The 13,012-nt window shown below is 50.2% G+C and carries 11 protein-coding genes; 10 read left to right on the plus strand and 1 reads right to left on the minus strand.

Translation table 11 applies throughout. The features are described from left to right. The first annotated feature begins 139 nt into the window (after window positions 1–139). Complete coding sequence (locus G535_RS0106990) at window positions 140–1,054, plus strand: ABC transporter substrate-binding protein (RefSeq protein ID WP_026861406.1); 915 nt, start codon at window positions 140–142, stop codon at window positions 1,052–1,054. After that, window positions 1,051–3,504 (plus strand): putative bifunctional diguanylate cyclase/phosphodiesterase, encoded by a 2,454-nt coding sequence (locus G535_RS13150; protein WP_051207019.1) that lies wholly within the window; start codon window positions 1,051–1,053, stop codon window positions 3,502–3,504. Before G535_RS0106990 ends, G535_RS13150 begins: the two co-directional genes overlap by 4 nt. Window positions 3,505–3,539: 35 nt before the next feature. Here G535_RS13150 and G535_RS0107000 read toward each other — a convergent pair whose 3' ends face one another. Continuing rightward, window positions 3,540–4,769 (minus strand): adenosine deaminase family protein, encoded by a 1,230-nt coding sequence (locus tag G535_RS0107000; protein WP_026861407.1) that lies wholly within the window; start codon window positions 4,767–4,769, stop codon window positions 3,540–3,542. 117 nt (window positions 4,770–4,886) lie between these two features. Here G535_RS0107000 and G535_RS0107005 point away from each other — a divergent pair, with 117 nt between their 5' ends. From G535_RS0107005 to G535_RS0107040, 8 genes are all read left to right on the plus strand, one after another. After that, window positions 4,887–5,468, plus strand: a complete 582-nt coding sequence (locus G535_RS0107005; RefSeq protein WP_026861408.1) for a thymidine kinase — start codon at window positions 4,887–4,889, stop codon at window positions 5,466–5,468. Further along, window positions 5,465–6,871, plus strand: a complete 1,407-nt coding sequence (locus G535_RS13880) for a GGDEF domain-containing protein (protein WP_051207021.1) — start codon at window positions 5,465–5,467, stop codon at window positions 6,869–6,871. The genes G535_RS0107005 and G535_RS13880 overlap by 4 nt, the downstream gene beginning before the upstream one ends. A 49-nt stretch (window positions 6,872–6,920) precedes the next feature. Beyond that, on the plus strand, window positions 6,921–9,260 hold the full coding sequence (locus tag G535_RS0107015; RefSeq protein WP_026861409.1) for a sensor domain-containing diguanylate cyclase: 2,340 nt from the start codon (window positions 6,921–6,923) through the stop codon (window positions 9,258–9,260). Between the two features lie 53 nt (window positions 9,261–9,313). Further along, on the plus strand, window positions 9,314–10,348 hold the full coding sequence (gene pyrC, locus G535_RS0107020) for a dihydroorotase (protein WP_026861410.1): 1,035 nt from the start codon (window positions 9,314–9,316) through the stop codon (window positions 10,346–10,348). 126 nt (window positions 10,349–10,474) lie between these two features. Further along, entirely contained in the window at window positions 10,475–11,410 is a 936-nt protein-coding gene (locus G535_RS0107025) for a hypothetical protein (protein WP_026861411.1), read from the plus strand. Continuing rightward, on the plus strand, window positions 11,407–12,027 hold the full coding sequence (locus G535_RS0107030) for a hypothetical protein (RefSeq protein WP_026861412.1): 621 nt from the start codon (window positions 11,407–11,409) through the stop codon (window positions 12,025–12,027). Before G535_RS0107025 ends, G535_RS0107030 begins: the two co-directional genes overlap by 4 nt. Then, a complete protein-coding gene (locus tag G535_RS0107035) occupies window positions 12,024–12,668 on the plus strand; it encodes a hypothetical protein (protein ID WP_026861413.1) in 645 nt (214 codons plus the stop codon). Before G535_RS0107030 ends, G535_RS0107035 begins: the two co-directional genes overlap by 4 nt. Continuing rightward, a complete protein-coding gene (locus G535_RS0107040) occupies window positions 12,655–13,011 on the plus strand; it encodes a hypothetical protein (RefSeq protein WP_026861414.1) in 357 nt (118 codons plus the stop codon). Before G535_RS0107035 ends, G535_RS0107040 begins: the two co-directional genes overlap by 14 nt. Window position 13,012: the final 1 nt, after the last annotated feature.

Below are 13,012 nucleotides of genomic sequence, written 5' to 3' on the forward strand. Positions count from 1 at the left end.
TGTGTTAGAAGCCCTCATGATGAGGGCTTTTGCGATCTTAATGCCGGCGATACACTGATTTTGTATCGCAAAATTGCCAAACTTCCCTTAAAATTTAAAGACCTTACTTTCTTAGAGTGTTTTACACACGATGCGATGGATGTTTAGTTGTTTGCTCGTAGTGCTGCTCACGGCTTGTGGCCGTCCGCAGGCAGACTTAGTGATTGCAAGCAACTCATGGTTAGGCGCCACCCCCGTTCACACCTATGCGGCATTGCAACCGGAAGGGATGCCACCGCATTTAAAACCTATCATGCTGGTTTCGGACATCAGTGTGCTGCGTATGCTAGGCAACGAAGCTGCTGTGGGCGCCGTCGTAACACTGGGCAATGCGCTGGGTGCCAACACCTTAACCCATGGTGATTATTGTATCGCAATGGTTGTAGATCGCTCCTTCGGTGGGGATGCGATTGTGGCGCGTCCCGGCTGGCACTATCAGCCGGGTCAACAAGTTCGCGTGGGTCTGGAAGATAGTACCGCAGCGCGGGCGATGTTGGCGCAGTGGATGGCTCATCAAAACATCGCCCTAACACAGGTTACCACCCGTGCGGTGCTTCCTACCGAGCATGCTGTTGCTTTTGCTGAACAAGAGGTTGACGTGATCGTCACTTATGAACCTTTTGTGCAGCAATTATTACGGCAACAGGCGCGCGTGCTATTTGATTCCACCGAAACACCGATACCCGTTGTTGATGTGTTGATTGTGGCGAACACCGCTTGGCCGCAAGTTGCTCCCGTGGTGCAGGCGTTATTGCAAGGTGCTTGGCCGCAGTCGTTGCGGGCATTAGCGCAACGTGAACCAACGTTTTGGCAGGGCTTGCAGCGGCTTACACAACTCAATGAAGCAGAGCTGTCACGTGCCGTGGCTGGGGTAAGCTTTTATCCTGCGGATGAGCAACACATGGCTATGGATGACGTATTGACCAAGGATATGCCGAAAGTGGCTGAGTTGTTAGTACGCGCAGGCATTTTTCAGCAGGTTGTGCCGTTGCAACGCTGTGAGACGCAACAATGAAAACGATCCGCTGGTGGCAACGCTTGAGTGTCCAAATCACTGTGCCCTTACTTTGTGCAATGTTGTTGGTCATTGCTGGTTTAGCGTACTTTATGATCAGTGCGCAGCAGCAAGCCGCGTTGCGTACAGCGAAACTCGAGCTAGGTTCGAGTATCGTGGTGGTGCAGGGTGCCTTTAATCGCATGTACACCAGCGACCGAAAAATAGCCATTCCTGAATTACTAAGTGAAATTCACGTGCACCCGAATGTGATGAACGCTGCTTTGGTGGATCGTTTCGGTGGTATTGTTGCCGCCTATGAACCGAATGTCTTAAGCGGCGAGTTGTCGGGGTTTTTAGCCGAACTCGACAAAGACTACTTGACGGAAGTCGCCAATTCGACCAAGACCATCGTCAAGTATCATCCTGAACATGCACATGTCATTGCCGTTGCGCCTATCATTGAGAGTACCTCGATTCATCAACGTGCCCAGCGCAACTTATTAGTGGTTGAATATCGACATGAACCCAACTGGTATCGTTTTGAGCCAGTACCTTGGCAACAATTGAGTTTATTACTGTTGCTTTTCTTGGCGGTATTTTACGTACTGTGGTGGGCGCTACGGCGGTGGGTCGCTCGTCCGGCAGATCAGTTGGCTCATGCCGTGATGGAGTTTGGTTCACATGGACAGGTCACCTCAACCGTATTGCCCACACAGTTGCCGAATGAATTTGGCGTGTTAGCGCGGAATATCGAACTGGCGTTGCAAGAACGGCGTGCGCGCGAAGCCACGCTGCGTAAGCTATCTGCGGCGGTCGAGCAGGCCAGTGAAAGTATCATGATCACCGACTTAAAAGGTGAAGTTGAGTATGTGAATCCAGCGTTCGAGAAGAACACCGGCTACAGTGCTCACGAGGTGGTCGGTAAGAACCCTCGTTTTCTCGCCTCTGGGCGAACGCCGCGGCAAAATTACCAAGCGCTATGGCAGCGTTTAAGCGAAGGTGAAACCTGGCAAGGTGAGCTTTACAACCTACGTAAAGATGGCGTCGAGTTTCGGGAATGGGCGACCATTTCGCCGCTGCGAGATGAGCAAGGTAAGGTCACGCACTACCTCGCCAGTAAACTCAACATTACCCAGCGCGTCGAAGATGAGGCTCGGATTGAGCACCTCGCCTATTACGATAAGTTAACGGAGCTACCCAATCGCCTCAGTTGTAATGATTATCTAACGCGTATGCTTCAGCGCCTTGATGAACAGACGTTTGCTGCCGTTGTGCTCTTTGATCTTGATGGCATACAGCGAATTAATGACGTGCGAGGCTTTGAGTTTGGTGATGTGATTTTAACCACCGTAGCCGAACGTATTCGCACCTTAGGCACGATTCACCGCCAAGGTTTTGTGGCTAATCTCGGAGGCGATTTATTCGCCGTTGTGCTGGATGCCGAGCAGCAAGATGCGCAAGTCGTGCTTGAAGATGCGCGTGCCTTTGCGAAGCAGGTGTTGTTGGCAATCAATGAAACCATCGTTGTGCGTGATGAATATGTGTCGATATCTGCGAGTGCGGGTATCGTCATTTGTTCAGGTCAGGTCGATTCCGCCGATGCTATTATTCGCCACGCGGAAACGGCGGTCCACACCGCGAAAGATGCCGGGGGCAATCAAACCGCAGTGTACGATGCCTCTTATAGTCTAGAGCTTGAGAAACGCTATGATATCGAGCGTGAATTACGTAGGGCGTTGACCGAGGGAGGGCTGCAGCTCTATTTGCAACCGCAAGTGGATCGGCAACAACGATTGTTTGGTGCAGAGGTGCTCGTGCGTTGGCAGCATCATGAGCGCGGCATGATTTCACCTGCGGACTTTATCCCTGTTGCAGAGCAAACCGATCTGATTGTCGATCTTGGCAAGTGGATTATGCAGCATGCTTTCGAAGCGCTGGCACAACTTCCTGAGCCGCTAGTGTTAGCGATCAATATCAGTCCGCGGCAGTTCCGCAAATACGATTTTGTGAGCTGTGTAGAGCGGTTGCTCGCCGATAGTGGCGTTGACCCACATCGACTCATTTTTGAAGTGACTGAAAATCTCTTGGTTGAAGATGTGAATGATGTTGTGCGCAAAATGCTGGCGTTGCAAAAGCTCGGTATTCAGTTTTCCATTGATGACTTCGGTACCGGCTATTCCTCGTTATCGTACTTGCGTAAATTGCCGTTGCAAGAAATCAAGATTGATAAGAGCTTTGTGCAAGCGGTCGATGACGATGAGCAGCGTGCCATTGTCGATTCAATTTTCGCTATTGCGCGGCACTTGAATTTACGTTTGGTGGCGGAAGGTGTCGAGACACAAGCACAACTCGATTATTTGGTGAAGGCAGACCCTGCGGTGGTGTTACAGGGGTTCTATATTGCGAAACCTATGCCTATCGATGCGTTTCTTGCGCGTTACTTCGGCGCTGAGAAGCCATTGCAGTAGCCTGAACTGGTGCTACTGCAATAGGCTGATGCGGTTTAACTAATATTATGTTGTTGCGCTACCTTGTCAAAGTACTCCAATGCCTGTTTCGCATAGGCACGTTTAGCTAAATAGTTGTCTGGGAAAAAGTTCTTTTTAAAGCCGTAGGCAACCATGTCTTTTAAGCGCTTCAGTGGAATGTCTGCTGCCTGGTTGGCGAGTTCATACTCCCGCGTTACTGTGGTACGGGAAACCAGACGGTTGTCAGTACAAATCACTGTTGCCAAGCGGTGAGCAAACATGTGTTTAAAGTTGTGCTGGCGCACATCACCGATCGCTGGGTTGGTTTGTAGGTTACTGGTAATGCACACCTCGATAGCAATGCGGCGGTCCGCGACAAATGAGGCTAAATGGCTGGCGTAAGCATCTTTGTCGGTAATGCTTGGATCTTGAATCATCTCTGGCGAGAACAATGAGTAGCCATGCCCCAGACGGTCTGCGTAGCATTGTGTTAGCGCTTCAAAAATACTCTCAGCACCATAGGCTTCACCAGCGTGAACGGTTTTTAGCAAGAAGTTTTGATGGGCGTATTCATAGACCTCTTTAAAGTCGTGCGCAGGATAACCCATTTCTTGCCCAGCAATATCAAGACCTACAATCGGTAAGCCTTCGTCGTCACGCAGGCGAATGCTGGCGCGGATCATTTCCATCGCGGCGATCTTGATTACTTGTTTTGGCTCATGATCAACGAGGGTTTGAAACAGCTGGGTGTAATAAGGTGAAAAACCTTTGGCACCGAACATCCGCATTGCGCAGTTAATAATACCGTAGTCGAACGGCGGCTTGTTACCAGCGACCACTTCAGCTTGGCGGTTGTACTCAGTCTTGGCGCGCTTCAGGCCTGCGTTGACGGTGTGCATCACGCGGTCAAAGTCGATACCTTTGCTTGGGTCCATCATCAGCTGTGGTGCAAAGCGAACTTCAATATAAATAACACCTTCAGCTAAGTTGTCCATTGCCAATTCATAGGCGGCTTGCTCGAGGTTTTCCATATCACGGAGAACCGCGCAGGTGTATTGAAAGCCATTGAGGTATTCACCAAGGTCGTTATAGCTCTCTTTGAACACCTTATCGTACAAACCTTCAACGGTGTACGAGGGTAATTCAATCTTACTACGCTTGGCCATTTCAATGAGGCCGCCAGGGCGGAGACTGCCATCAAGATGTAAGTGCAGATCAGCCTTTGGCATGGCTTTGAGGAATTCATGAGTATAACGCTGCGACATAACGACTCCATTAGGTGAATTTGACCAATAATAGCAAAAATGCCTTTTGCATTCAGCGTGTAAACTAAGTATAACCCTCAATCAAACTAGAAAATTATTAGATAACCGTTAATTATCATGGCGTCATTGTATTTTACCTATTCAGCAATGAATGCTGGAAAAAGCACTTCGTTATTGCAAGTTGCGCATAACTACGAAGAGCGCGACCAGCATGTTCTTCTCTTAACCCCAGCGATTGACGATCGTGCAGGTCAAGGTGTGATTGCCTCACGACTCGGTATTGACCGCAGCGCACTAGCGTTCACCAGTAGTACAGATTTAGCTGCATTGCTTGAAGCGCGTCATTCCCAACACGCCATTGACTGCGTCTTGCTTGACGAAGCCCAATTTCTGACCGAGACGCAAGTGTGGCAGCTAACCGATGTAGTGGATCGGTTAGCTATTCCGGTGATGTGCTACGGCATTCGTACCGATGCTTTTGGCCAAGCTTTTCCGGGCAGTGCGGTATTGCTTGCGGTGGCAGATAAAGTGAATGAAATGAAGACCATCTGCTATTGTGGACGCAAAGCCACCATGAACCTGCGCATTGATGCAGAGGGGAATGCGGTGAAGGTGGGTGAGCAAATCGCCATTGGCGGGAATGACCGCTATATTTCTTGCTGCAGAAAGCACTGGAAAGAAAAACTAGGATTGAAATGATTTCTCATTCTATTGAGCGTAAACAGTGGCATTTAGTTGATTTCGCGTTGCGCTCGGTGCGTCCTTTGGGTTTTATTGCCTTCATGCTCGGCGCACTTTCGTTACTTGGTTATGCGTTAGGCATTGACGTCTTATACCGGCCCGTTGACGACGGACCAGCCACACATCCGCTGACTGCGTTAACCACCATGCTGATGGGCTGTGGCATGGTCACCTCAGCGAGCCCACTGCCGTTACTACGGCGCTTGAGTCCATGCTTTTTACTTGCCTTAGTCGTTACCTGTTTGCGACTGTTTGAAGTCGCTTACGATATCAGCTTGGTGTCCCGATTCATGCCCTTTCGTCAGGTGGTGGTTGAAGAGCTGCAACAGGGCAAGTCGAACTCGATGGGATTTAACACCGCTGCAATGTTTTTTCTTGCGGCGTTAAGCGCCCTTTTCGCCGGCGTTCGTTGGAGTAATTTGGCGCAGTTGTTTGCGTCGATTGCGCTGTGTTTTCCGCTCGTTGCTTTTGTTGGTTATATCTATGGCCAGCGAGACTTTTACGGACAAATGTCGTTGATTACTGCCACCTTTGGCCTCATCGTGATTATCGGTATTTTGTTTTCGACCGCTAATTACGGTGCGCTACGAGCAATGTTAAGTCCCTATTTGAGTGGTACGATTGCGCGGCTCCAGTCCATATTAGGCACGATTTTTCCGTATAGCTTAGGCTTTGCGCTCAGCACTGCAACCGCGACGCTGTCAGGAAAAGTGCTGGCGGTGTACGTGATATTAACGAGTTGGTTTATCGTATTGATGGTCGGTGTGGCGGCTATTTACCAAGAGCAGATCGATCAGCAACGTCGGCGATTAACGCGTCGTTTGTCAGACGTGGCGGCCTTAGATGAATTGACAGATTTGCCCAATCGCCGCAAATTTCATGACTTTATTGGCCAGAAGATTAGCGACAACGTGCAACACTGGCTACTTTTAATTGATATTGACCACTTTAAGCGGGTCAACGATACCGCAGGCCATGATGTTGGCGATCGCGTTTTACAAGCGGTGGCGACGGAGTTAGCTCGACGTTGCGCAAGCGATGAACTCGTGGCTCGGGTGGGTGGCGAGGAATTTGCGGTGGTGCTACCACATTGTTCGCAAGGTCGGGCGTGGCAACTGGCTGAGACGATTCGCGAAAGCGTGATGGCCTTAACGATTCCAGAATGGACGCAACCACATGGTATTTTGACCGTCTCAATTGGTCTGGTGAATAATAACGGTGACTTGGAGTTAACCGAGTCGTACCGTAAAGCAGATAAAGCGCTCTATGCTGCAAAGCGCGGTGGGCGAAATCGTTGTTGTATGAGTGAAGAGCTTGAGACAGCAAGCCAACGTGCTGTCGGGCAAGAGGTAAGTGCTTAAGAGCAAAGTAGGGCCAAGCGGGCTGTGAGCTTAAGCGTGGGGGTGAAGTTTGAAGCAGTTTCCAGTACCAAAAAATGAGCAAGCACGGTTGCAGTTGTTGCATGACCTTGAATTGCTTGATTCGGCTCCAGAACCTATTTTTGATCACATCGTCGCCCTGGTGCGCAAAGTGTTTGCCGCCGATGCCGCTTTTATCTCTTTGATTGACGAGCGGCGCCAGTGGTTTAAAGCGAATGTTGGTTTGCCTTTCGATGAAACCCCACGAGAACATGCTTTTTGCTCACATGTGGTGAGCTCCGGTGCAACGCTTGTGGTGACCGACGCGCTATGTGACCCGCGTTTTCAAAACAATCCCTACGTTGATTGCAAAGGTGGGATTCGTGGCTACGCTGGCGCGGCGGTGACGCTGAATGAAGACCATCATATCGGCACCCTTTGCGTGGTAACGCAAACCCCTCGAACCTTTACCGAGGCTGAGATTCAGCAGTTGGAAACCCTTGCGCGCTGGGTTGCCCTGACTATCGAAGAGCACTATGAACTGGCGAATTATCGTGCGGAGCGCGACTTACTGGCGCAAGGCCCCATGTGTATGGTGGTATGGCGCGTTGAACCTAGTGTTGGTTTAAGTTATGTCGCGGAGAATGCGCAACGTGTTTTAGGCTACCCGAGTGAGTACCTGTTACGAGAAGACATTCGTTATGAGTCCATTGTTCATCCAGAGGATCGCGGGGAATTATTGACCCGTATGCAGCGTTTGATTGATGGTCACGAAGATGCCTTAGAGATGGATTACCGAGTGATTCAGCCGACGGCAGACGGCCAACAGATCAAATGGGTGCATCATTTTGCTCGCGTGGATCGTGGCGCGCAACAAGAAGTTTTACGCATTCGCGGCTACCTTACGGACGACAGCAAAGGCAAAGCACTAGAGTTGGAGTTGCAAGAAACCAACCAAAACTTTGAACTGGCGTTGACCGCTGGAGAATTGTTTACTTGGTCATGGTTAATCCCCACCAATCGACTGATGGTGAGTGATTCATGGCGTCGTCGAATGGGCTATCACGACCGCCCTCCGGGTAGTTTTGACTGGTTTACTTGCGTTCACCCGGCCGATCAAAAGTTACTACGCGTGGCGATTGAACAACATTTAAAAGGGCAAACACCCCGCTTTGAGGTGCGCTTTCGGATGCGACACCACGATGGTCACTATCTATGGTTGCATAGTGTGGGACGTTTGGTGGAGGAAGACACTGAGTTTGGTCCCGCGAAGATGACCGGTATTCATCACGACATTACGTCAGAAGTTGAAAAAGCAAATTACTTGAAGCAACAGTCCTCACTGCTAAAGCTTATTTCCTATGTGCAGCATGAGTTTATGTTAGCAAAGGACTTTCGTGACGTTTGTGACCACGCCTTACCTGAATTAATGAAAGTCACCGCCAGTGGCGTTGGCCTCGTTGGCGAATTGGCGGAGGCCTCGGTTAGCCCAACACAATTAAAGGTGCATGGGTTGCAGCTTGAAGATGACGCTGAGCATACCCACACAGGTTTGGAAGAAAGTGCGGCGAGCATTCAAGTGATGATAAGCGGGGCGGTGGCTGAGGCAGCCTTGCAACAAGGCGAACCTCAGCTTTGTCATGCAGAAGTCTCGGCGCTTGATATGCGACTGAGCCCAGAACTGTTGCCACGCTTAAGGAACGCGCTGCTTTTACCCCTTCATTTTAAGCAGGAAGTCGTTGGGGTGTTGTTACTCGGTAATCGTGATGAGCCTTATCAACCGCACCATATTGAATTGTTGCGACCCATCCTTGACACCCTTGGTACGCTATTACATGTCCGCCGTATGGAAGAAGAGCGTTTGGTCGCCTTAGAGCGGTTGCGCAAAATGGCGACCACTGACGAGCTCACTGGCGTGGCGAATCGCCGTGTCTTTTGGGAAGCGGTAACGTCTCGGTATGATGAATTCATGCGCTATAACGTCCCCATGTCGGTTGCGATCATTGATCTGGATCATTTTAAGCAGATTAATGACACCTATGGGCATGCAGCCGGTGATAAGGTGTTACGTCAGTTCTGCGAGATTGTCAAAACGCAATTACGCGATCTTGATTTGCTGGGGCGTCTCGGTGGTGAGGAGTTTGCCATACTGCTGCCTTACACCGTCGAAGCAGAAGCCACCAAGGCATTGGAACGGATACGTAAGCATCTGAGCGAAACGCCGATTGTGTTGCCCGAACAGGCGTTGCAGATTACCTTCAGTGCGGGTATCACCCAACTCAGCCCACAAGACACCTTGTTAGATCATTGGCTCGCGCGCGCTGACGAGGCGCTGTATCGCGCCAAAGCGCTCGGACGTAATCAATGTGTTACTGCACCAGCGGCCGACTAGCGGTATACTAGGCGCTATGCGTCTTATCTTTGCATCAGTATTAAGGGGTTATCATGCAGTCTCTCTCTCTTCCTTGCCCAGACGATTGGCATCTTCACCTTCGTGATGAGGGTTTGCTAGCAACGACGGTTCCTGCCTCGGCGAAGGTGTTTGGCCGAGCAGTGATTATGCCGAACTTAGTGCCACCGGTAACCACAGTAGCGCAAGCGATGGACTACCGCGCCCGCATTTTGAAGCAGGTGCCTGCTGGCAGTGAGTTCCGTCCATTGATGGCGCTGTATTTGACTCAGAGCACGACTGTAGCGATGGTTAAAGATGCAGCAGAGCAGTCGGAAGTGATTGGCTTTAAACTCTACCCGTCGGGTGCCACAACCAACTCAGATGCTGGTGTGACTGATATTGAAGCTTTGGATACAGTGTTTGCCGCCATGGCAGAGTATCAAGTGCCCTTGTTAGTGCACGGCGAAGTGACCCATGCCGAAATTGATATCTTTGACCGTGAAAAAGTCTTTATTGATACCAAGCTTCGCCCCTTGTTGGCACGTCATCCGAAGTTAAAGTTAGTTTTAGAGCACATTACCACAGCAGATGCGGTCGATTTTGTTGTCAGCCAAGGCGAGAATGTCGCGGCGACGATTACACCGCAACACTTATTAATGAACCGCAATGACATGTTGGTTGGCGGTATTCGCCCGCACAACTATTGTTTGCCTATTTTGAAACGACGTGAACATCAGCAAGCGTTACAACAGGCAGCAATTTCTGGTAACCCTAAGTTCTTCTTAGGTACCGACTCAGCGCCTCATGCACAAGATAAGAAAGAAGCGGCGTGTGGCTGTGCTGGATGTTACTCCGCGCCGGCTGCGCTCGAGCTCTATGCGCACTTCTTTGAGCAGATGGGCGCCTTGGATAAGCTCGCTGACTTTGCGAGTCACTTTGGTGCCGACTTTTATGGCTTTGCGCGCGCCGAAGATACACTCACCTTAGTGCGAGAGAGCTGGACTGTTCCGGCGACCGTGGACACTTCAGTAGGGCCAATGGTGCCTTATTGGGCGGGCGAGACTTTAGCTTGGAAAATCCAAGATTAACAATTTTGTTACAATGCAATAAGTCGATGTGTAGAGCTTGTTTTTCGCTCAAAAAGTGTCAAACTTGCGTTAACAGGTTGGCTTCATAATCGAATAATAATTATATCAATCCGCAGGGACCAAGCTTTGCTGAATTTACTTCGTGCGCGCAACAAAAGTAAGCTTATCGTGACCTTCGCGCTACGTGGCGCAAAGGTTCACATGGTTGTCATCGAACCGCTTCCAGACGCTCAGCCGCAACTTATCGTTTCTGACGAAGTATCCGTGAGCGGCGATGATGTTGCCGGTGCTATCCGGCAGCTCGCTCATACCTATGCTAAGTATTGCCGCCATCACCCGCAGCTGAGCCTAGTGCTCGGGAATAGTTTTTATCAAAGTGTCTCCCTAGAGCGGCCGCCGCTAAATGACGAAGAGCTTCGTTCAAGTTTGCGCTATAGCTTGCGCGACTTGGTGGTGTTTGAGCCCGAAGATTGCTTGACCGACTATTACGAGTTTCCCGTGCAGTTACCTGGTCAAAATCGTATTAACGCTGTTGCCGCCAGCAAAAGTTTCCTGATGCCAATCTTGCAGGTGCTGCATGATATTTCCGACAATATGCGCGCGATTGTGGTCGAAGAACAGGCGGTTGCGTGTTTATTTAGCGCGATTAAAGAGCCGACAGTGGTGGTCTACCAACAGCCACAGCAAGCTGCGTTACTGCAGGTCTACCATGAGGGCAGCTTGTACGTGAACCGGGCGGTGCGTGCACTGGAGCGGATCAGTGAGTTGAGCCTTGAAGAAGTTCGCATGGGTGGATTACAGCCATTAAGTGTCGAAGTGCAGCGCTCGGCGGATTACTTCGAGCGGCAATTGCGGCAGCGCCCTGTCAAAGAGGTGCAGCTAGCTGTTGCATTGCCGAAAAAAAGCGAGATTATACAAGCCTTGCATGATGACTTAGGGTTGCAAGCTGAATGGGCTGCGTACCCTGATTGGGCGCGTGAGTTGGGCAGTGGTGATTACAGTGACTTTGCCGCATTAGGTGGCGCGCTAATGACCCTAAAGCTAGGTGAGGAAGAAGCATGAAAAGTATCGCGAACCTCTACCTTCAAGAATTAAAACCTAACCGCGAGTGGTTAACCCTGCAGCGTTTCGTCACCTACGTGGGGGGCTTACTGGTTGTCTTTATTGTGATTTGGGCGACCTTAACCGCGTTGCAAAGTCAGCAACAGAAAAAGCTTGTCGCTCATATTGAACAAGGCAACGCCTTACAAGCAGAGTTGCAGGTTAAACAGCGCGCCCTCGACGAAGCATTGAACGACAGCCGACTTAATGGCGAATTGGATGCTTTAGATCGACAGGTGCGGCTGCGATATGAGCTGATGGCGCAGTTGCAACAAGTGACAGGAAAGAACCAAACCAGCTTCTCGCAATTACTGGCCGATTTGGCGCGCGTGGATACGTCAGCGATCTGGCTGCATCGTATTTTGCTGCAAGATGACGCCTTAACCCTGCAAGGTCGCACTATTGAGCCTCAGCAACTTCCCTCTTGGTTGGCCAGCTTTAGTCAGTATGAAGCACTGCAACAGCGTCCTTTTGGGGTGTTTGAGCTGCGCGCAGAAGAAGCGCCTGGCTTAGTGTTCACCGTTGGTCACTTGGAACATCGCCAAACCATGAATGTAACTGCGGGAGGTGCTCGATGAGTCAAATGTGGCAACAGTTACAAGAAAAATTTGCAGCACTTCCTTTACCACGCCGCAAATTTTGGTTTGTCTTAGCGCTGCTGTTCGTTTTGTATTTAGGGGTTTGGGTGTTAGCAATGCCAGCATGGCAAAACTACCAACTTGAACAAACCAAAGTATCGCAGCAGCGGCAGCAATTGAGCTTGTTGCGACAGCAGCTTGAGGTGGTTGATATCCGCCTTGCCGGTGACCCTACCGCACCTTTACGCAGTCGACTCAAACAGCTGCAGACGCAATTGGACGAAGTCAATCAACGCATCAAAACGGAAACTAACTACGTTAGTGCAGCTGATAATCGTGCCTTGTTGCAAGCGTTGCTAGGCAGTGCCGAGCAGTTAGATGTTAAGTCGGCTCAAGCGTTACCTGCTGAGCGAGTGTATGGCGATGGTGACGCTACTGCAGGTGAAATCTATAAACATCGTTTGCAATTGGTTGTGAGCGGTAGCTACCAGCAAGTATTTGATTATTTTAAAAGGCTTGAGGGGTTACCTTGGTCGTTTTACTGGCAGCGGATGGACTACCAAGTCGCTGAGTACCCTGAAGCTCAGGTGCTATTAGAAATTTATACACTGAGTTTGGAGCGTGATTATGTGGCGAGTTAGTATTTTGGTAGCCGCTGGACTTTGCGGTAGCGTACAAGCACAACAATTGCCTGACCCCACCGCACCAGCAAATACGCGTTTTGTTGCTGGGCCAAGTGTAGTGACCACAGACTTAACGCTGCAGGCGATTCAACAACGTGATGGAGAGCGTGTTGCCTTTATTAGTGGGCAGCGTGTCCGTCAGGGCGACCCATTGCCACCGTATCAAATTAAAGCAATAACAATGAATCAGGTCATTGTTTACGATACTAAAAACAACAGTGAGCTGACGTTGAGCTTGTTTGCGCAGCCGCAGTTGACCAACGACGAGCGCGTGACAGCGACTGATTCAGGGAGAAATTAAC

This window comes from Pseudidiomarina sediminum DSM 21906, assembly GCF_000423165.1.
In the GTDB taxonomy this organism is placed as follows: domain Bacteria; phylum Pseudomonadota; class Gammaproteobacteria; order Enterobacterales; family Alteromonadaceae; genus Pseudidiomarina; species Pseudidiomarina sediminum.

Coding starts and splice junctions, on each gene's coding strand:
- G535_RS0106990 (WP_026861406.1), top strand. CDS start 140: ATGTTTAGTTGTTTGCTCGTAGTGCTGCTCACGGCTTGTGGCCGTCCG.
- G535_RS13150 (WP_051207019.1), top strand. CDS start 1,051: ATGAAAACGATCCGCTGGTGGCAACGCTTGAGTGTCCAAATCACTGTG.
- G535_RS0107000 (WP_026861407.1), bottom strand. CDS start 4,769: ATGTCGCAGCGTTATACTCATGAATTCCTCAAAGCCATGCCAAAGGCT.
- G535_RS0107005 (WP_026861408.1), top strand. CDS start 4,887: ATGGCGTCATTGTATTTTACCTATTCAGCAATGAATGCTGGAAAAAGC.
- G535_RS13880 (WP_051207021.1), top strand. CDS start 5,465: ATGATTTCTCATTCTATTGAGCGTAAACAGTGGCATTTAGTTGATTTC.
- pyrC (WP_026861410.1), top strand. CDS start 9,314: ATGCAGTCTCTCTCTCTTCCTTGCCCAGACGATTGGCATCTTCACCTT.
- G535_RS0107030 (WP_026861412.1), top strand. CDS start 11,407: ATGAAAAGTATCGCGAACCTCTACCTTCAAGAATTAAAACCTAACCGC.
- G535_RS0107035 (WP_026861413.1), top strand. CDS start 12,024: ATGAGTCAAATGTGGCAACAGTTACAAGAAAAATTTGCAGCACTTCCT.
- G535_RS0107040 (WP_026861414.1), top strand. CDS start 12,655: ATGTGGCGAGTTAGTATTTTGGTAGCCGCTGGACTTTGCGGTAGCGTA.